Below are 19888 nucleotides of genomic sequence, written 5' to 3' on the forward strand. Positions count from 1 at the left end.
TGAGAACGAGGGACTGTATTACACAGTCCCTCGTTACCTATTAGGGATTCTCCTGTTGTTGCAGGAGTTCTTTCGATTACCGCTGCCAAAGGCTACACGGTCATTTAGAAGTTCAAGAACTTCAGGGCTATGGTACGAAACTTCCCTGCCTTAATTAGCTAAGATAGCATATAAAAATACATTTGTACTGAACATTGTAATCCATGTTAACCCTAGAGTTTAAGGCTAATTTCAGTCCAGATCAGCAAGCAAAAATCGAGCAATGGCTTGAGATTAATAGATCGCTTTGGAATATAGGTTTAGCAGCCTTGGAAGGTTGGGATGATTTTTATGGATATTACATTAAGGATAACAAAGAATATGCAAGATGCTGTCCGGTTCCATACGAGTATCGACCTTTGAAGGAGGAGGAAATCGCTACTATTACTCAACAAGAAAGAATTTCAGGTCAAAAATATCTAGCTCCCTTTTGTAGAATCCTTTCTGAACAATCACGTTGGCATGTTAAAAAAATGCCAACTTATAAAGTTCCTACACCTGCTGAAAAGAAAGATAGTTGGGGCTGGCTCCCTTCTTCTCATAATGAAGATCGCAAGTATTCCAACTGCACTGGATATTCCTGTCCTATACCTCGCTATGGTTCTGTTCAAAATCCCAGTTGGTATGAACCTGTAATTCGCAATCCAACCTATAAAGGTTCTGGTGGATTAAGTTTGGTAAGCAAAACTGAAAATCTACCTCAATGGATGAAAAACAGCGATATTCCTCAAAGATTTCGTGCTGGAGAGATGGGGCAACTCGATACTGCATGGCAGGAGTATCTGAAGAGTCGGTATGGTCAGTCTGAAGTCAAACGAGGAAAACCGCAATATAAACGTAAAGGAGATAAGCTCCAAACTCTAATTAACACCAACCTTAGTAGTGAAAAATTAGTCGGTAAAAATATCCTTGCAGGAATTCCAAAACTGGGAGTAGTGCGATGTAAAGGACTTGATAAAAGATGGCGGAATCCCGATGGCTCTGTTCCTAGAATTGCTACATATAAAATTTGTAAACGTCCTGATGCTTACTACATACAGCTTTCAGGTGAATTACAACGAAGCTTCTCCGTTAAAACGACTAATGCCTCAGTGGGGATTGATCCAGGGCTACAATATGAGTTAAGCCTATCGGATGGTACTCGAATTAAGCCCCAAAAATTTTATCGAAAGTCAGAAGAACGTAGGACTAAATTACAGCAAAAACTTGCCAAAAAATTAACTGAAAGACTAATTTTGTGGGTTCACCATCCTACCCGAACGATTCAAGAAATTCGTAAAAACTTTTTTTCTATAAGCAATGAGAATTATGAAGCCTTGAGGACATCAAAAACAGAGGCTGAGATGATTAAAGCGATAGGAGCTTCCAGATTCAACACGCTAAAATACAATATTGTTCCTGATGCACCACCTAAACTGAAGGATAAAAATCCATTTTCAGGAGCAAATCAAAAATCTCTTGAGAAAACCATCCGAAAACTCGATCGGAAAATCAGCTTGCAACGACGAAACCACGATCAAAAAATTACCACTATGATTGTTCGCAACTATGGTTTTATTGCAGTAGAAGATGGTTTACAAGATGAGAAATTAAGAAAGCGTACTAAACCAAAAGAACGCGAAAATGGGCAAGGTTATGAGCAAACAGGAGCAAAGCGGAAATCAGGATTGAGTAAAAGCCTTGCTGATGCATCACCTGGGCGAAAAATTGCCCTACTGAAACAGAAATCTGAGAAGGCTGGCAGAATTTTTAATCAGCATCCAGCACCTTATACAACAAAAGAATGTCCAGTTTGTGGATCAATGAATGAAGCATCTTATGAAGTAAATGATGAGGGCGATCGTTATTATCAATGTACTAATTGTGGGTGGAAATGCGATCGCGATGTAAATTCTGGAATAAATATAGAATTGGCTCAATTTGGGAACAACCCACATGCAGTGCTGTCAGAGAATGCTATCCGAGCAAGATTCGCTAACAGTGTGTGGGAAATAAGCAATCCAGAGGTTACAAAAAAACCAAGGTGGAAGAAATCAGAGAAAAATAAGAAAAAGCGATAGTTGAAAAAACTGCCATACTTCTCGGTATTTGTTCATATACGTTGATTTTTTATTGCCGACTTACTTCTTTATAAATTTTAGGGGTAGATATAGGATTTACCCCAACTCGACAACACGCAACTGTATCTTTGATGATGTGTGCGATGCACAAGAATTAGCCCTTGGAGCGATCGCATGATAGACTTTGTGTGTGAGATTCATAATAAGTAGACCGTTGGTGCGATCGCATCACAGAGATTATCTCTGAGATGCATAAGAAGTAAAAAAGTAGCTCCTTGCTGCGATCGCTTCGTTGCAGCGCGATGTGAAGCTGTTTTAGACTTAGAAAAATGCTATGCAGTTTATAATCACCATGAGCTATCACGATATTATTACCATTGAGCCGGACAAGCGAGGTGGTAAGCCCTGTATTCGACGGATGCGAATTACTGTGTACGATGTTCTAGGATGGTTGGCCACTGGTATGTCTCATGGAGAGATATTAGACGACTTCCCTGAATTAACAGAAGAAGATATTAGAGCAAGTCTAGAGTTTGCTGCTGATCGTGAGCATCGTTTAGTTGCTTCTCTACAAGACGCTACGCGAACGGTAGGTGGTCTTTGAAGCTGCTTTTTGATCAAAATTTGAGTCGCAAGCTGGTAACTCAATTAGCAGATGTTTTCCCTGATTCCAGTCATGTTCAGTTTCATGGGCTGGAAGTGAAGACTGATACTGAAATATGGGAATTTGCTAAAACTAATGACTTTTGCATCGTAACTCAAGATGTAGACTTTGCCGAAAGAAGCCGTTTGTACGGTTCTCCACCGAAAGTTGTATAGCTACGCTGCGGAAATGCACCAACAAAACAAGTTGAATCTCTACTTCGTTCTGGGGTGGAGGTAATTCAGAAACTACTCAATAATCCAAGTCTGCATTGCCTGGAATTGTACTAGAGCTTCTTTTTGGGCGTTGCTGAATCAAAATATGAATCAGGCGATCGCTACAATTAGACGGGTGCGACAAGTTGTCAGAGGTACTGAACCATACTTGAGATAATGTATAATATAATGTCCGCTTGATTAGTTATTATTCCAGGCATCTATGCAAAAATCTTAAAACCCTCTTTCCCCCAGCTAAGAGCCCCCAGCAAGAACTGCGCTCTTAATGATAAGTCTTTTACCGAACATGATATAACTAGTCGAATCGAAAATTTCAGCATTTCTCTTGACTTAGAGTAGCAAAAAGTTTTACGATGTAGTCGAGCCAAATAATAGCATAATTAACAATGCCTCAAATGACCTATTTTGCTAAATTCATACCATAATTAATTTGTACAATGCCTTAGTCTTAGCGCTATTCGGCATTGTCTTCATTTGACCTATACTCAAGATTTGTTTTTGTGGCTCAATCTGGGAAAGCTAAACCAGTCATGGGGTCACGAATATACAACCCTAATGTGAGACTACGCATCGCTTCATCCCAAACGGGTATTAATTGTTCTGCTTGATCTGCCCAATAATCGAATGTAATTAAGCATTGAACATTCGAGCCCAAACCAATGCAAGTCCGCGAAAAAGCTTCCCGTGGTTCTTCTTGGGTGTCAATGAACTTCATCTCTGTCCAGACAATTCTGGCGGTTTGGCGCTTGACGGTAATAATTTCTCCCTTGGCAATGATGTTGCGGCTGTCGTCTTCCAGGACTTTCTTCAAGGTAGATTTTAGCGGAAACTGACTCCAGTCGTTGGGTGGCAGGCGATTAAAAGATACTTCTAGACAGCAATCATCGTTAGGTGGTTTTTTATCGAGGAACTTGAAAGATTTTTCTTGTGGCTCAAAAACCCAACTTTGGGGAACATTCAAGCGAACAGCGCCTCGATCTGCTACAAATATTTTGTAGCCTGATGGAGATTCCCAACGATGGTCAGGTTTTAATTCAAGCGTTTCTTTTATCCACTGAAGATTACTTTTCTTACGCTTTGCCATAGTGCTCCTGCATTTTCTGCTGAAGAGGGCGACACGGAATAGCCGATCGTAGACATTGCCCTTTTTGTTAATGTTATCAAATTGCTAGGATTTTGAATAACTATTATATTAAGTTAATCAGATTTTAGGGATTTTATATCAAGGAATCCAAGGTAACTGTAACGTTGTGATTAAAATTTCAGCTTTCAGCATTAAAATCTTAGCCGCAGTGTTCATGGTTATGGATCGTGTGTGCTATTTACTAATGCCAGAGTTGGTAGTCTTGCACTTATTGGGGCAATTAAGTTTTCCTATGTTTGCATGGCTTCTGGCTGAAGGCGAAAAACATACCCGAAATGTATACCGCTATGGGAGTAGACTATTAATTACAGCAATTATATCTCAACCAATCTATAGTGTTGTTTTCCAAAGTTTAGCACTGAATATTCTCTTCACACTTCTTCTTGGACTGGTGATGTTGCGCTTAGTAAAGCGTTATTCGCAATTATGGCAGCAATTAATAATTACTGGGTTGTGTGCAGTAGTTGCCGAGAGCTTAGGCGTTGAATATGGAATATATGGGATTGGAGTAATTTTCTTAATGGCCCTAGCAGACAAACTAAAGCCTAAAGTATGGTTGCTCTACTGGTGCTTATTTCACTTTATTTTAGTAACTCTATTTATGCGTGATATAGTGCAATATTGGGCAATTATTGCAGGATTTATTCTTTTTCAATTCAACATAAACAAGGTTCACGAGCTAGATGGTTTTATGTGTTTTAACCGGCTCATTTAATTGTTTTAGGTATAATTAATTATTTTATACAGTCAAGATAGGATTTATGATTTGATAATAGGCAAAGTAATGTTAGGTTGTACGTGTTGAATTCAAATTTATCTTGTTGCGGTTATCTGAATTCAAAGCTTTACTTAAAATGCGATATAAATGCGTGCTAGGTTCATTTCATCTAAAACTAAATGATAAGGTATGGGTGTATGCTTATTAGCTTTGGCTTTTTCATATTCTTCAGTTGCTTGTTCTAAAAATTGACTGAATTCTGTGTGATGATAGTCTTTATCTATGGGATTAAAATATCCCAGCAAGTCTTCATTCGTAGTCCAATTTGGAGCAACAGGAACTAAAAGATATTTAGCACCAATAGCTTCAGCGTATGCTTTTGTTAACCAAGTTTTTCCTGTTCCGCTAATTCCAGAAAGAATTACAAATTTTCTTGTTTTAAGTGCCAAGTGATAACGGCGCAGTAAACTTTTAGATATTTGTAGTTTTTTAAAGCATATATTTTGGTAAATTACTGAAAATACTGGTTCTGAATAGTCTGGATGAATTGTATTGAAAAGACGTTGTGCTTCTTCATAATTTTCCACATCTTTTTCCTTTTCAAATAAGTCTACTGCTCTACGTAAATCTTCAATTATTTTTTGGGTATCATCCCAATTTTGAAGAGACACTATTAGTGGAAGCATCTTACTTCCGAATATTAACCATAGCAGACTAGAAGACTGTACTACAGACTCACCAATTTGGGATGCAATTGCTTTTAGTTTCGTTTTAAATTCTAAATACGCACCTCCTCGGTGATAATAGGCTAGAGCATAATTAGAATTTATCGATATTGCTTGGCTGTAATCTTGAATGGCTTCATTATAATTATCTTGATTGCGATAAAGATTCCCTCTACTATCATAGGCTTCAGCATTTTTTGGCTGGATGAGTAGTAATTGGTTAAAGTCTGATATTGCACCGTTGATATCTCCCAATTTAGCTTTTGTCTTTCCTCTATAATTGTAAGCATTTCCTAAATTAGGAGCTTTCTCTATAGCCAAGTTAAAATATTTAATTGCAAATAAATATAAATTTTTATGATAAAAGCTTAATCCTATTTCATAATAATAAAGAAGAGCTTCTTTATAGCTATGTTTAAATAAATATGCTTCAATAAAAATATTTGGTTCTTCATATTCTGCTACTAAGAACAAAATAAAAATTCTTTCCCACGTCTCTTTTATAAAATTAATTATTTGTGTTATGGAGTAAGTTAATATATCTGTTGGTGCTAAATGTTTGCTAACTTGAATATTTTTTGTAGCACTTTTTAACCAACCTACTACTCCAAGCCAATCAGATAGACGATTTACTAGATTAATTTCTTTATTAGATTCAGAACGTAAATATAAATCATCTATTGGATGAAGATGTTGTAAAATTATTTCTTTATTTCTTTTATTATGAATATTTTTAATAAAAATTTGCCTTGCATCACTATTCTCATATATGATTAGACCAAAACGAAAATCATCTTTTGCAATCTCAACAAAAAAGTTAGGATTATTAAAGTTATATGTTGCTTCTTTATTGGTTAAATAATAACCCATAGCCCCACTATTGTATAATTTAATTAGGTCGGAATTTTGTACATTTAATCTTCCTGTTATTTCACCTGAAAGTTGAGCAATCACATGAATATAAATTTGATGAAGAGGCTGTTCAATATACTCTTTAAATTCTTCTTCATGCGTTAAATAAAAATTTTCACTTGAACTATTTTTAAACTTTTCAAGAAGCTCAAAGCTTTTTAGTGTAAATGGGCACTCTGGATGTGGCGTAACTTCTGTCATCTTTCTGGAGACTGTTAACTGAAATAACTATTCTGACAAATTAGACCTAAAATTACCACTAATTAAGACTGTAAGAAAAGTTCATAATACATCTGCAACTTGTTGGAATCAGTATTTTTGATGTTGCGATCGCACTTATACAAGCAACTGGGTTAATGCGATCGCAGTTATTATTTTTTCTTTTACGTCAGCTTTTTCACTCGTTAGTGAAGCTTGCAATCTGTGACAGACATGAAGTACAAACACAGCATCTTCCCGAATCGCACCACCATCACACCGATCGAAACTAGTCATCACAGCACAAAAATATAGATAAAGTCGAATTTAGTTAGCAAAATGACATTTGACTTACTCAAAAGCAGCTTTTACTTACTCATTTTGGTGTTTTCCGCAAGTAAAACAAGCTTTTACTTACTCAAAAGCAGCTTTTACTTTCTCAAACCCCAGTTTGCTTTCTCATTTCAGTATTTCGCGCATTTATGACAAATATCGCGCTTGTAGCAAAAACTATTGCAGATTTGCCGGAATTCTCTCAGGCTGAACTATACGTAAGCCTTTTAAGGTAAAGAATATTAACCGTACTCTATTAGAAGGTGTAGATCGTGGCTCGGAGAAAAAGAACTTCTTTAGTGCTAGAAAAAGCAGTGCGTCGTGCAGCTAGCATCAACTCAATCGATCCAAGTTTAGATTTAGGCAATGGACTTACTTTACCTGCCTTTTCTACCCTAATCGAAACGATGCGAACTAGAGAAAATGCATATAACAGTGCCCTTTCCAGCTTGGATAAATTGTATCGTGAAATGCTGGAAACAGAAGGCAAGTTGGGAGATATGACAGAACACATGCTAATGGCAGTGGGGACTCGATATGGCAAAAGCAGTGTGGAGTACGGTATGGCGGGAGGAGTTCCTAAAAATCAGCGTCGTAAGGGACTGCGAGGGGAGTCGCCAACTCTCAATGATGAGCAACCGTCATTCGTTGCCTGTGTGGAGAGCAAGAATGGAAAGAAACCAGCAGCGACAACTTAATATGTGCTATTATACGGAAAATTTTTTCAAGCAAAAATGATTGCATAGACGCATTCGCAAAGCGTATCGTAGACATCGCTCTCCGTAAAAAGAGACGTAGCAGTGCTACGTCTCTACTGCAACTAAATTTGCATCAGGTAAACTTTTATAAAGACTTGATCCGTTCTACGCCACCCCATATTTCAAAAAACCGTTTAGTTTCAGCTTCTATCTCTGAAATTGTTCTTGGCTGTCCATTCCCAGAACCTGGAAAAACAATATAAACGATGTCTTTGGGAATTCCTCGCCTGACTCTTGATTGTACTAATGGATCGTTTCCCAGAGTCTGAGACAGAGCTATTGAACCCTCTCCAATCTGGTTTTTAGGGCCAACATCAGCATAAATTGCAAAAGCGAGTTTTTCGTTATTAGTGTTGTAAACAACTGCAAAATCTCCTAATTTAACGCCTGTAGCCTTTCTAAAATCACCATTTCCCGGAAGAACAATATACGGAATCTTTGTTGAATCAACATAGCGACGTGGATCTTGTTTAACAAATCCAGAGTCGAATAATGCAGTTGTAGAAATATAGTATCCAGGATATGGATCGGTACTGCCTTGAATAAATGGATTGCCGTTTTTATCTACAGCTAGTGCCCACCAGTTATCCGAATACCCAGCATTTGCCAAAAAATCAATCCCTTTATCTGCGGGGTGATAAGCATTAGGCGCACCATCAGCATTAATGCTCATACCTGCTTCATAGAAAAATGCAGATTCTCCATCTGCCTGGAGAATGGTAATTTCACCAATTTTAAGAACAGTCTTGATAGAAAATTTTGTGACTGGACTAAGAAATTTTTGAGCTACAAAACCTTCTAAAGTTTTTCCTTCAATAATGGTTGCAACCTTCCACCACTTGTCATTATCCGAATTTTTAATTTTAGATACAATATATCCTTTTGGAAGAGTTGCTATTTGATTAGCTTCGTCAACAATCGGTGCTGAACGTATATTCAAACTATCTGAGATTACTTGAAATTGCTGCATAAATTACTCCAAGTTTAAAAGTTGAACTCATGAAAATACATTAAGAAAACAAAATTTTGTGCTGATGCTATTGCTAATATCTAAAACATCTCAAACTCTGATTTTTTTGTGTCGCGCCAGCTGCTACAACAGGGAGTCAGTTGGGCGGGCAATACCTAATTTCCCTGGAAGGAAGCAAGGCGAATACAGGAGAAGGAACCCTCGCAACGCACCCTAAGTCTAAATGTCACTTACTAAATCGCTGGATTTAGATCCCCGACTTCTTGCAGACACCCGGAGGGTAGAAGTTGGGGATTTGGGCAGCAATTTTTGCTTAAGAAAGTACCATTCCACCCTAAAGCTGCCTTTGACTTGACAAAAAAATTTAAACAAACGTGAGTATGCAAACATCTTGGGAACTATAGAAGCAAATCAAATTAGCACAAGTTTCAGCTTCCAGTAATGAAGACTCACTATCTCAGCAAAGCTAAGGCGTTCCCATTACAGATTGTTCTTATTGTTCCCTTCCTTATCCAAATTTTTGCAGCGGTCAGCTTAGTGGGTTATTTGTCCTTTAAAAATGGACAAAGAGCAGTTAATGACCTAGCCGAACAGTTGATAGATCGCACCAGCGATGTCGTGGATGAACACCTGAAGTCTTATCTTTCCATTCCACAAACCCTTAATCAGATCAACGCAGATGCTATTCACAGGGGACTATTGGATGTGGGCGTAGGCAAAGCCAGCCGTAGGCATCGCAAAACCCTTGGCAAGTATTTCTGGGATCAGATGCAGGCTTATGACCTAACTTATATTGGTATTGGACTAACAACAGGTGAGGGGCTGGGAGCCGCTCGTTATGATGGCAAGACTATTACCATTGATGATTGGACTGCCAAGCTTTCCAATAATACCTCTACGTACACCACAGATAATCAAGGTAATCGAACTCAGGTGAATGCTCGGTGGACTTGGAACAATTTCACTGAATCTTGGTATACCCAACCCATCGCTGCTGCTAAACCTATTTGGACAAAGATTGTAACTGGAAATTATCCCACCGGCCCCTACATTGCCGCCTCTGCCAGTCGTCCGATTTATGATTCGCAAAGTCGCTTACTAGGAATGATTGCAACGGATATTCACCTGTTGAAACTCAGCGATTTTTTACGCAGTTTGAATATTAGTCAGTCTGGGCACGTGTTCCTTTTGGAGCGGGATGGCACATTAATTGCCAGTTCCGGTACAGAGAAGCCTTTTGTTGTGGTCAATCAAGAGATCCGGCGATTGCAGGCGATCGACAGTTCTGACCCAATAATACAGAACATTGCCAAACACCTCCAAATCTCCGGGTTTGGCTCTATCACCCAAGATACAGATTTTCAACTTGAGGTGGAAGGAAAACGGAATTTTGTCAATGTTGTACCTTGGCGTGACAAATATGGTTTGGATTGGCTGATGGTGGTGAGTGTGCCAGAGAACACATTCATGACCCAAATTAACGCCAACACGCACACCACGATCGCTCTTTGTTTGGGCGCATTAATTGTTGCCTCAGCGATGGGCGTGTTTACCTCTCATTGGATTGTACGCCCAATTCTGCGCTTGAATTGGGCAAGTGAGGCAATGGCATCTGGCAATCTAAATCAGACAGTAGAAACTAGCGGTATTCGAGAACTTAATACTCTGTTTAACTCTTTCAACCACATGGCAGGACAACTGCATGAATCGTTTACGGCTTTAGAGAAAAGCAAGGAAGAACTAGAAGACCGGGTAGAAGAACGTACCATTGAACTGAAAAATACATTAGAGGAATTGCGGCGCAGTCAATCTCAAGTTATTCAAAGTGAAAAAATGTCTAGTTTGGGACAACTAGTTGCTGGAGTTGCACACGAAATTAATAATCCAGTCAACTTTATTCATGGCAACCTCGCCCATGTGCAGGAATATACGCAGGATTTATTAACACTTATGCAGTTGTATCAGCAATATCATCCCTACCCTGTTGCTGAAATTCAAACTGTTGCTCAAGACATCGATCTGGAGTTTTTGCAGTCAGACTTACCAAAATTATTGTCTTCTATGAAAGTGGGCACCGATCGCATTCGCCAAATTGTACTGTCGCTGCGGAATTTCTCTCGCATTGATGAAGCGGAATTTAAAAGGGTCGATATTCATGAAGGCATCGACAGTACTTTGATGATTTTGCAGCACCGCCTCAAAGGTAAACCAGAACAATCTGAAATTGAGGTGATTAAAGACTACGACAATGTACCCCTAGTAGAATGCTATGCCGGACAACTTAATCAGGTGTTTATGAATATTTTAGTAAATGCGATTGATGCTTTAGAAGAAAATAATATTAAGCGTACCTATCAGGAGATTGAGAACAATCCCAGTCAAATTAAGATTCGCACATCGGTAGTTAATTCAACGTGGCTGTCAGTCGCGATCGCTGATAACGGAGTTGGTATTTCTCAAGAATTTCAGCAACGAATATTCGATCCCTTTTTCACCACCAAACCCATTGGCAAAGGAACTGGAATGGGTATGTCTATCAGCTACCAAATCGTCACACAAAAACATAGTGGTAAGCTGGAGTGCTTCTCAACTCCTGGAAAGGGAACCGAGTTTATCATTCAGATTCCTCTGCGGCTAAAGGTTCATGGAGTGGTTTAATATCATGTCCAGTCAAAGACTTATCATTTATACCGCAGTTCTTGCTGGGGGCAAGGGGCAGGGAGCAGGAGGGAGCAGGGGGCAGGGAGCTGGGGGCAGGGGGAAAGAAACTTTTGCGATTTTTGCACAGATCCGGTAATTATAAGTGATTAACCGGACTTAATATAACTTAATACTAATTGCGAATTGCTATATAATCTAGCTATTATTACGGTAGTCAATATTTTTATTGACCTATATTATACGCATAACTAAATAATAAAAATCAGTATCGCACTCATTGGACAAGAGTGCGATATCTACGACAAGCCGCATCATGTCATGTCCGGGTAAAGACTTATCATTTAGACCGCAGTTCTTGCTGGGAGCAGGGGGCAGGGGGAAAGAGGCTTTTGGGATTTTTGCACAGATGCGGTAATCAGAAGTGATTAACCGGACTTGATATCACAAGTTGTTTTGAAACAGTTCTAAAATATATTGCCAAGCATCAGGAGCGGCTTCTGGGTTATAACTTGGGTGCTGGGCTAAAAATGGGTATTGATCTTTGAAGAATCCAGCGAAGAATCCGTGTCCGGCGTCGTATCGAAATACACGATGATTTATTTGATGTTTCTGGAGTTCTGCTTCAATTTGCTCGTTTTCTTCTTGGGAAACTAATGCATCTCTTGTACCAAAAAATGCATAAATAGTACCTTTAATTTCTGAGGTGCGATTAATGTTTGGAGTGTCTTCACCATAACTAGCAGTGGTAATCCCGCCACCATAAAACGAAGCTGTAGCTTTGATATCCGGTAAAGTTGCAGCCATATAAGCAACATGACCGCCAAAACAGAAACCAATGACACCGAGCGCATTATCTTTGACATTGGGTAAAGTTTTGAGGTAAGTAATGGTAGCTTGAATATCGCTGAATATTTCTTGATATTTTACTTGTTGATAGTATTGCAAGCCCAGCCGATAGCTTTCTGGGCTATACCCAACATCTTCAGGGCTAAAATCAGCCTCAAAACCGGGAGCAATACGTTGATACATCGCCGGAGCGATCGCTACATAACCTTCTTTAGCGATTAGTTCGGTGATATCTCTAATATTACTGTTGATTCCAAAAATTTCTGGAAAAACTATAACCGCCCCAAAGGTTCCCTTTTGTGCTGGTTGAGCTAAGTAAGCATCGATTTCTAAGTCATTATTAGGTACTTTGACATAACAAGTGTTAATTTCGATGTTTGTTGTTTCTAGCATCTTTGTTTCGACAGAATTTATACCAATTCATCTATTCTGACTGTTTTTTAAGACCAATGGGCGATGACTACGACACGCAGAAACACCAGAGTGTTGCTCTGCTCAATAAAGGGAAATTGCTTACCTCAAGTATGACTTTGCTGTAATGAGTAGATCGGATGAATTTCTAACTTTTGAATAGATGCCATCTCAAACTTCTGGAAGATCCCAAGGGTTTTTGATTTGTGCAATCTTACTTAAAGTAAGCATAAAAACTCAAAACTAATAAGCACAAGAAAAAACAATGCCCGACGAAAGTTTTAGAACAAACGTTCCAGAAATTGATCCAACGGAGATTGAAGATAATCGAGCTGCGATCGCCGACGAACATCGCTCGTTCCTAGAAAAAGTTCAGGTCAAAGCCGGATTTGCAGACCCCTATGATGCAAGAGATTTTACCGAAGTTGTATTTCGCGTGATGCGCGACGTGATGACCACAGAAGCCAGCGATCGCGTCGAGGCAGAACTGCATACAGAGGCTGTACCTACTGATGAGAAAGCACTCCAGTTTGAAGTGTCCGATCTCTGGAAAGACACCAATCCAATTGTGGGATTTTTAAGCCGGGTTCGTCCACCCTGGAAAGGCCCAGGTATCTTTAATATCGATTCCGATCGCTTCCTGTTCCGAGTTGCTAATGAAAGTGGAATGCCGCGATCGGTCGATCGAGAGCAAGCGGTTAAAGCAGTATTTTCTGCCACCAAAGACGAGCTTTCCGAAGAGCGGATTCAGGAAATTGCTAGCTGGCTACCTGACTATGTACGTCAGCTTTGGGAGCAGGCTTAATTAGAAAGCTAAAAAAGTCAAGCCTGTTTGTGAGTAGCGATCGCAAACAGGTTTTCTATATAATAGGTTTACTGATTCACAGCCAATCACTCCCCAAGCTTCACTGTTTGGTTCACCACTGGGCGTGGTTTCCGGCGATAAATGGATTATCCTCTCCCACCAGTGGAACAAATTCTCGGATTTTTTGTTTGGATGGTTAAAAACAGTTGATAGCTTCAAAGTTACCCTACAGAAAACTCTGTATATTGTCTTACATGAGGTGCATGATATGCTATCACAATATCTTGTTTAGGCACTCCCTCACTCACTAGTTGATCTGCGATCGCATCCTCCGTTCCATCATGCTGCACCCAAATTTTCCCATCCTTGATATCTATATGCAGCACACAGCCGTAAATCCGGGTACTGCTATCCTTCCATCCTACATGCACAAGCTGATAGTGGTCTTTTGTAGTATCAAAAATGGTTTGACTTTCTATTGGATCGCTCCCAGAACGCAACTTTGCTCGCGCCGTTAATAATCTCTGAATTAGTTCACGATACAAATTTAGCTTATCCATTCTGCAATCTCCTGTTTTTCTGTGTCGTACACCAAAAGGGGAATTTTGTTACGGACAATGACCGTTTGAATAAATGGATATCTGAAAAATCGCCTATAAACATCGAGCGGAACTGCTAAATACAACCGCCGTTCTGGATCATCATCTTCCAACGCAATGCGATAGTTAATAAATTGTCCAATTGCAGTATGGAACTCAGAAATCGTTGAGGGTGCCAAAAACGTTTTGATTTCAACTGCAATCTTTACTTCATCCTTTGTCGCTGCTAGCAACAGTTCTGCACCCAAGTCGATGTAGAAATCAACAAACCCCAAATCAATGTGATACGGATCGTGAGTAATCACCCACTCTTCCTTTTCAAGGGCAGTCCTGACCAGTTCATGAAACGTATCCCTTGCAGACATCGTAGACAGCTAACCACAAAAATAAAGTCTTTGCCTAAATTCTATCGTGTATCCCACTCAAGCAGCATTAAATGTAGATGCATTCCCCTTTACAGAATCTGAAGGCGATCGCGCAGCATCTCGTAGAAAAGAAAAAATATCCCCTCACTATCAAATTTGTGACAAAATAGTTTTGTTGCTCTACAGCCAATGCGATCGGTTACAATCTATGATTTCTACCATCAAGCGCCGCTACAGTTTAGACGAATATCGTGCGATCGAAGAAAAAGCCGAAGGACCCAGCGAATATCGAGATGGAGAAATTGTACCCATGGCCGCAGGAACGCTTAAACACAGCCGCATCGGTGGAAACATTTTTGCCTTTTTCAAGTTTCTGCTGCGCGATACTCAATTTGAGCCAATTAACAGCGATTTACGGCTGTGGATTCCCGAACATCGACGCGGAGTATATCCAGACGTAATGGTTTTTGACGGCGAACCGCAACTAAATGGTGAACGTTTAGATGAAGTCTTGAATCCCATTTTGATTGTTGAAGTTTTATCTCCTTCCACCGCAGATTACGATCGACTTAGTAAATTTCGGATGTATCGATCAATTCCGAGTTTTAGCGAATATTTATTAGTCGAGCAGGATGAACCTTTTGTGGAACGCTACAGTAAACAAGGCAATGGTTGGTTGCTCAGTGATTTTAGCGGTTTGGAGGTATCTATTTCTTTAGATTCAGTTGCGATCGCATTATCGATGGCAGAAATTTATCGCGGCGTTGTTTTTGAGTAAATCAGCTTTGTGACGATGTATGCTTTGGGAGGGGTGCATAGGCGTAGACATCGCTGGTCCGATTCCAGTAGTTGAACAAGTTTATATGTGGCTGTGTGGGAATTAAGCAGCAATCAAATATGATATCTTTGATCTCAAAGATGCGATCATCATACTTATTAGCTGATTTCATCTTCTAAAATATTTGATGGGATTATCCTCAATCCTATTACCTGATGAGTATATTGCTGTCCCCATTCAGGACACTTTAATTTCGGAGGATTTCCGGTTAGTGTTTCCTCTACTTTTGCAAATATACAAGCGAGAGTTGCAGGGTTCATTCGACCTTCACCAAAGTGAATAGTTGCATTTTGCATCTCCTTCCAAAGTAACTCCTCTACTTGGTCTGCTTGTGATTTATCTAGTCCAATACCTATAAATGGTCGCCGTCCAAACATTTGCTCAAACTCAAAGTAGCCACGAATTGACCAATATGAGTCATAGAAGGGTACACAAGTTGCACGAAGCCATATCCACATAAAATGTGGGTCAGCAACATTAGGAGCTTCTCCATGACAACGACGGCACAGTAAAACGAGATTGGATGGAGCATCCAAACCTCCAAGGGAATCAGGAACTATGTGACATCGCTCAAGGCGTGACTGATATCCACAACGCCAACACCGCTTATAAGCATCTGACCAATCAATAGCAAGACCACTCTCGTCTTCATGCCTTGCCCAATAGCTGACAATATCTTGCTGGGAAGTTTCAATAGGTTTTCGTTTTTTCATCTAACTAAAATTTGTTAAATTTAGCAGTAATGTTAATAGTTATTTTGTACTATTTCAAATTATATAGCACATACTCATCTATATAAATAACAAAACTAAATACTTTCTGTAATTTCAACGACTTGATAGTCTTTCTGTAAATCACGTTTGAACTGATTGCATGTTATTGTTGCATCTGTAATGCTAATACTTCCACCACACGATCGCACTCATAATTATCTTAATTTTTTACTCAGACCAAATAATTTGAGTCAAGTGTTGCTCAATTTCTTGAATGTAGGCTCTTAAACCTGTATGAACACCTCTTTCACGTAGAAGTTTCAAACTTGTATCTTCCCAACACTGTTGTTCACGTTCCATATCTCTACCTGTTAGCTGCTCAACTATTACTTTTGGATTTCTAATTCGCTCGGGTTCTTCCTGTGAGTTAGAGCGTAGTCTGTGTGACTCTATGCAAGGATCGAAATTCAATCGAGTCTTAATTTCTTGTAGAATTCGTTCTTCTTGATTAGACGGAATAAACCCATTGAGAACCCATGCTTCACGCTTTGGGTTAGCTGCACCAATAACAATTTTTAGTTGGGGCTGTCGATTAATATGTTCTGAGCGTGCTTGCTCAATTCCTTCTCTACGCTCTGGTTGATTGTCTAAATCACGGATAAAGAGAACAGCTTTAATCTGTCGTGTTCTTTGAAGAAAACGTACCAAATTAAGAACCTTGATAGATGCTGCTCCATCGGCTTTTAACGATAGATTCTTACTATCATGGCCGAGAAATCTTGGAGGTTTATATTTTAGTTGATCTTTTGCATCATCAATGATTTTTGTAACGTCGCTCCAGCAGGAATGTTCTGTTCCTAGCTCTAAGCCACTCCAGTTAAATATATGTTTTATTAGTTCAGGCTCTAACCAATCGATTTGCTCCGTCAAAACGCGCTCGGCTAATTTAGTAGCTGTTCGTGCATCTGCACCACTTTCCACTATTACAATGAACTCAATCACTGACTTCTCCTGCAACAACCCACTCTTCACCCTCAGCATCCCAAAACTCACCAGTTGTTAAAGTTTGTTTGGCCCATTCCACATCAGGATGTTCATCCAATCGCTTGGAGATTGTGAAGCCGGAATTACTGTTATTTAATATATGTACCTGAGAAGGAACAAGCTCATCAATAATATAAGGAGAGTGAGTAGAAAAAATAATTTGCAGATTTGTATTATTTTGAATAATTTCCTTAAAAACAGTCATCAACTCACGTTGTGCTTTTGGATGAAGTCCCTGTTCCACATCATCTAAAAAAACTAAATTAGGTTGAGTATGGTTCATTAACACAGTTATTAAACCTAATGTTAGCATTGTCCCTTCACTAATTGCATGGGCTGGAATCCGCTTACCTGTATTCATATCTAATATCACTTCTTGCCCTGTCATTTCCTGACTTTCTTCATAGGAAATGGACTTACCATCAACTTCGATTAAACGTTTACGAATAACTGGAACTTTTGCTCGCTTTATGCCAACTTTGCGGACATTTGGTACAATCCGACTTAACATTTCTTCTATTAATTCAAATTTGTCTGGAGCATCATTACGCAAAAAATCTAAAGTGGGTGCTAATCCAGAACCGTCAAACTCAACCCTCGGCGTAATTTCTTCACTGTAAGTTGCTTTAGCAAGATTACTTGCAACTAACTTCAGGTAAACAGCATATTTCAGAGATTGAGGAATTGGAGATGGAGATTCACTTAAAGAACTTGACCATCCTCCTAATTCTCCTGGCTTTCCATCTATCTTCCATGATGCTGTCGGATACCAAGAATCATTGTTTTCCTGCTTCCAATTATAGGAAGCTTGCCAATTCTGCCGATTGGTATATCCCCAAAAACCACTTGCAGTAACAGAAATGTCTTTTTCCCCAATTGTTGTAATGAATTGAGGTGATCTTTCATACTGAAAAATACTTTTAAATGGTGAAGCAGCAAGTCTACTGAGATTATGTAGCGCTTGTAATACGGTTGTTTTACCAGCGCTGTTTTTTCCCACAAGGGCATGTAATCTAGAACTATCAAATCTAAGTTCCGTAGATTTATGACTTTTGAAATTATGAAGTATTACTTTTTCTAGCATTTGATTGCTAACATCCTTCTAGAAATAATTGAATTGAACTCATATTACTTACTCCATTTATGTAGCTAACCGCTTGTAATCTGCTTTTTAGCAAAAATGTACGCCTCAATTTCCTCTCGATTAGCGTGATAATAAGTTAGAGCAGCATAAACCTGTACAAGATTTACATTTCCCATGTGTTCAGCAATTTCTTCTGCATTCAGCCCAAGTTTGTACCAAGCTGTGATGCGTTAAACAGAAACTCTAGTACCAGCAATGCAGGGACGACCGCCTAGAGTTTCAGGTGACTTAACAATAGTGTTCCAATGTCAGTAGTCGACATAAATATCCTAATGAGTTTACTTTAATGATTTTTACCCATAAATCATAGCAACTTATATAAAATTAGTATAATTTATTAGTAAATTTAACTCCGCTTATAAACTATTTCCATTCTCAATTTTTCAATCTCCAGCTTCAATTGTTCATTCTCCATTCTCAATTTAGCATTCTCCTCCCTAATCAAGTCAACTTCATTTCTCTTACTCAAAGCCTGATTAATCGCCAACTTCCGCATATCTAAAGAAAACCAACGCTGATAAGTTTGCGTGTGAACTTGCACACTATGGCCCAAATTATCTGCCGCCGCTTTAATTGGTATCCCCAAAATATGCGCCCGAATTGCCCAAGCGTGACGTAAATCATAGGGTTTAAAATCCAATCCGATTTTGCGAAACCACCAGCTAACTCGCTGTGTTAACGCCGTTATCTCCGCATGATTAGTGTTATCTTTTTTAGCGATCGCACCCCTTAACATCTCCAAATATTTAGGATTTCTCAAATCAAATTCCTCAATCCATTGCATATATAATGGCAATGCTTGTCTCTCACCAGTCTTACAATCTTTATGGACTTTCCATGTCAAATCTGCATTTTCTTGACTCAACCACCAATCAATATCAGGATTAATAAAAAGTTCCCGTGGACGTAAACCAAAGACCGCTAACATTCCATACGTCCAGCGCCAAAGCTGCCAGCTATCTTGAACACTTTGATTAACTTGATTACCTCTATTATGTTGGTAATCTTTAAACTTGTTAATTCCTTCAGAGATTTCTGCATCGGTCGGTATATTTCGGGAATTATTCTTAGGCATTTTAGAATATTTAGATAAATCGATGTCGATGTTAAATATGACACAAAATGCCGATATAGCTCTAGCTGCATTATATTTAGCCCATTCCTTATCGATTTGTTCAATTGAACTTATGAGATTTTCAGCGATCGCTAAATCTTTGGAATTTGTAAATCGCTTAGTTCGGGAAAAGTAATAAAAAAAAGTATGTTCGCTTTTGGTAGTTCGTTGATGAGTTTTGAAATACTCTTCTTCAAATTGTTCGAGCAATTCGCCTATAGTTTTAAATTCTTTTTTTATTGCCTCATTACCTAAATATTTATCATTCCACTCAAATGTTTTACGAGCAATTAACTTCCCTAATTCATAGGCTTCTTCCTCAGCCGTCTTGAGTCCATCCAAGTTAGAGGGAATATTCAAACTGAGATTGTATTGCTTTCTTCCAGTACCATTACTATCTTTGTCTCCCGGCTTAATTGGTAACGTTGCCCGTAATTGCAGACTTCCATTCGATTCTCTAATTGTTACCTTTGCCTTTGCAGACTTCAAACGCAGATTAACTTTCTCTAATTCTAGTAGTACTTTGGTTCTCATGTGTTCTTTTTGCTGCTGTGCTTGCAGAGATGAGCAAAAAAACGGGCGATTTTTTAATCACCTTGGCTCAGAACAACA

At 39.0% G+C, this 19888-nt stretch carries 20 protein-coding genes and 2 pseudogenes; 8 read left to right on the forward strand and 14 right to left on the reverse strand.

Annotated features, from left to right (window positions below; all coding sequences use genetic code 11):
• Positions 1 to 203: 203 nt before the first annotated feature.
• The 3 genes from c2c8 (at position 204) to V7K41_RS15700 (ending at position 2918) form a co-directional block, all read left to right on the forward strand.
• Positions 204 to 2099 carry a type V CRISPR-associated protein C2c8 gene (gene c2c8 / locus V7K41_RS15690; protein ID WP_334849551.1) on the forward strand — a complete coding sequence of 632 codons (1896 nt, stop codon included), beginning with the start codon at positions 204 to 206 and terminating at the stop codon, positions 2097 to 2099.
• Between the two features lie 352 nt (positions 2100 to 2451).
• Positions 2452 to 2703, forward strand: coding sequence for a DUF433 domain-containing protein (locus V7K41_RS15695; protein WP_334849614.1), 252 nt, complete (start codon positions 2452 to 2454; stop codon positions 2701 to 2703).
• Complete coding sequence (locus V7K41_RS15700) at positions 2700 to 2918, forward strand: DUF5615 family PIN-like protein (RefSeq protein ID WP_334849553.1); 219 nt, start codon at positions 2700 to 2702, stop codon at positions 2916 to 2918. Before V7K41_RS15695 ends, V7K41_RS15700 begins: the two co-directional genes overlap by 4 nt.
• A 260-nt stretch (positions 2919 to 3178) precedes the next feature.
• Here the strand turns inward: V7K41_RS15700 and V7K41_RS32895 are convergent.
• Positions 3179 to 3358, reverse strand: a pseudogene (locus V7K41_RS32895) (hypothetical protein); the annotation flags it as partial.
• A 125-nt stretch (positions 3359 to 3483) separates the two neighbouring features.
• On the reverse strand, positions 3484 to 4062 hold the full coding sequence (locus V7K41_RS15705; protein WP_334849554.1) for a hypothetical protein: 579 nt from the start codon (positions 4060 to 4062) through the stop codon (positions 3484 to 3486).
• A gap of 166 nt (positions 4063 to 4228) precedes the next feature.
• Here V7K41_RS15705 and V7K41_RS15710 point away from each other — a divergent pair, with 166 nt between their 5' ends.
• Positions 4229 to 4837, forward strand: a complete 609-nt coding sequence (locus V7K41_RS15710; RefSeq protein WP_334849556.1) for a TraX family protein — start codon at positions 4229 to 4231, stop codon at positions 4835 to 4837.
• A 134-nt stretch (positions 4838 to 4971) separates the two neighbouring features.
• On the opposite strand, the gene V7K41_RS15715 is transcribed toward V7K41_RS15710, so the two are convergent.
• Both V7K41_RS15715 and V7K41_RS15720 read right to left on the reverse strand, forming a co-directional pair.
• Positions 4972 to 6678 carry a tetratricopeptide repeat protein gene (locus V7K41_RS15715; protein ID WP_334849557.1) on the reverse strand — a complete coding sequence of 569 codons (1707 nt, stop codon included), beginning with the start codon at positions 6676 to 6678 and terminating at the stop codon, positions 4972 to 4974.
• A 135-nt stretch (positions 6679 to 6813) separates the two neighbouring features.
• Positions 6814 to 6972, reverse strand: a complete 159-nt coding sequence (locus V7K41_RS15720; RefSeq protein ID WP_334849559.1) for a hypothetical protein — start codon at positions 6970 to 6972, stop codon at positions 6814 to 6816.
• Positions 6973 to 7280: 308 nt separating this feature from the next.
• On the opposite strand from V7K41_RS15720, the gene V7K41_RS15725 reads away from it, so the two are divergent.
• Positions 7281 to 7706, forward strand: a complete 426-nt coding sequence (locus tag V7K41_RS15725; RefSeq protein WP_334849561.1) for a hypothetical protein — start codon at positions 7281 to 7283, stop codon at positions 7704 to 7706.
• A gap of 145 nt (positions 7707 to 7851) precedes the next feature.
• On the opposite strand, the gene V7K41_RS15730 is transcribed toward V7K41_RS15725, so the two are convergent.
• Positions 7852 to 8736 (reverse strand): glycoside hydrolase family 75 protein, encoded by an 885-nt coding sequence (locus tag V7K41_RS15730; protein WP_334849563.1) that lies wholly within the window; start codon positions 8734 to 8736, stop codon positions 7852 to 7854.
• 441 nt (positions 8737 to 9177) lie between these two features.
• Here V7K41_RS15730 and V7K41_RS15735 point away from each other — a divergent pair, with 441 nt between their 5' ends.
• Positions 9178 to 11394, forward strand: a complete 2217-nt coding sequence (locus V7K41_RS15735; RefSeq protein WP_334849565.1) for a sensor histidine kinase — start codon at positions 9178 to 9180, stop codon at positions 11392 to 11394.
• A 444-nt stretch (positions 11395 to 11838) separates the two neighbouring features.
• Here the strand turns inward: V7K41_RS15735 and V7K41_RS15740 are convergent, their stop codons facing one another.
• Positions 11839 to 12636: a dienelactone hydrolase family protein gene (locus V7K41_RS15740; RefSeq protein WP_334849567.1), complete on the reverse strand. Its 798-nt coding sequence runs from the start codon at positions 12634 to 12636 to the stop codon at positions 11839 to 11841.
• A gap of 283 nt (positions 12637 to 12919) precedes the next feature.
• Here V7K41_RS15740 and V7K41_RS15745 point away from each other — a divergent pair, with 283 nt between their 5' ends.
• Positions 12920 to 13459 carry a DUF2267 domain-containing protein gene (locus tag V7K41_RS15745; RefSeq protein WP_334849569.1) on the forward strand — a complete coding sequence of 180 codons (540 nt, stop codon included), beginning with the start codon at positions 12920 to 12922 and terminating at the stop codon, positions 13457 to 13459.
• On the opposite strand, the gene V7K41_RS15750 is transcribed toward V7K41_RS15745, so the two are convergent.
• From V7K41_RS15750 to V7K41_RS15760, 3 genes are read right to left on the reverse strand one after another with little or no spacing between them, the layout of a single operon-like run.
• Complete coding sequence (locus V7K41_RS15750) at positions 13460 to 13678, reverse strand: hypothetical protein (protein WP_334849571.1); 219 nt, start codon at positions 13676 to 13678, stop codon at positions 13460 to 13462.
• 2 nt (positions 13679 to 13680) lie between these two features.
• Positions 13681 to 14019 carry a XisI protein gene (locus V7K41_RS15755; protein ID WP_334849573.1) on the reverse strand — a complete coding sequence of 113 codons (339 nt, stop codon included), beginning with the start codon at positions 14017 to 14019 and terminating at the stop codon, positions 13681 to 13683.
• The gene (locus V7K41_RS15760) at positions 14007 to 14423 is read right to left on the reverse strand and encodes a XisH family protein (protein ID WP_334849575.1); all 417 of its coding nucleotides are present in this window, start codon (positions 14421 to 14423) and stop codon (positions 14007 to 14009) included. Before V7K41_RS15760 ends, V7K41_RS15755 begins: the two co-directional genes overlap by 13 nt.
• Before the next feature lie 208 nt (positions 14424 to 14631).
• Here V7K41_RS15760 and V7K41_RS15765 point away from each other — a divergent pair, with 208 nt between their 5' ends.
• Positions 14632 to 15201, forward strand: a complete 570-nt coding sequence (locus V7K41_RS15765) for a Uma2 family endonuclease (protein WP_334849615.1) — start codon at positions 14632 to 14634, stop codon at positions 15199 to 15201.
• A 158-nt stretch (positions 15202 to 15359) separates the two neighbouring features.
• Here the strand turns inward: V7K41_RS15765 and V7K41_RS15770 are convergent, their stop codons facing one another.
• From V7K41_RS15770 to V7K41_RS15785, 5 genes and pseudogenes are all read right to left on the reverse strand, one after another.
• Positions 15360 to 15974 (reverse strand): HNH endonuclease, encoded by a 615-nt coding sequence (locus V7K41_RS15770; protein ID WP_334849577.1) that lies wholly within the window; start codon positions 15972 to 15974, stop codon positions 15360 to 15362.
• A 228-nt stretch (positions 15975 to 16202) separates the two neighbouring features.
• Positions 16203 to 16976, reverse strand: coding sequence for a hypothetical protein (locus V7K41_RS15775; RefSeq protein ID WP_334849579.1), 774 nt, complete (start codon positions 16974 to 16976; stop codon positions 16203 to 16205).
• Positions 16969 to 18102: an AAA family ATPase gene (locus tag V7K41_RS15780; RefSeq protein WP_334849581.1), complete on the reverse strand. Its 1134-nt coding sequence runs from the start codon at positions 18100 to 18102 to the stop codon at positions 16969 to 16971. The genes V7K41_RS15775 and V7K41_RS15780 overlap by 8 nt, the downstream gene beginning before the upstream one ends.
• Before the next feature lie 230 nt (positions 18103 to 18332).
• Positions 18333 to 18398 (reverse strand): DUF433 domain-containing protein, encoded by a 66-nt coding sequence (locus tag V7K41_RS32900; protein WP_442943201.1) that lies wholly within the window; start codon positions 18396 to 18398, stop codon positions 18333 to 18335.
• 110 nt (positions 18399 to 18508) lie between these two features.
• Positions 18509 to 19852, reverse strand: a pseudogene (locus V7K41_RS15785) (site-specific integrase); the annotation flags it as partial.
• Between the last annotated feature and the right edge of the window lie 36 nt (positions 19853 to 19888).

Source organism: Nostoc sp. (assembly GCF_036917415.1).
Lineage (GTDB): Bacteria > Cyanobacteriota > Cyanobacteriia > Cyanobacteriales > Nostocaceae > Nostoc.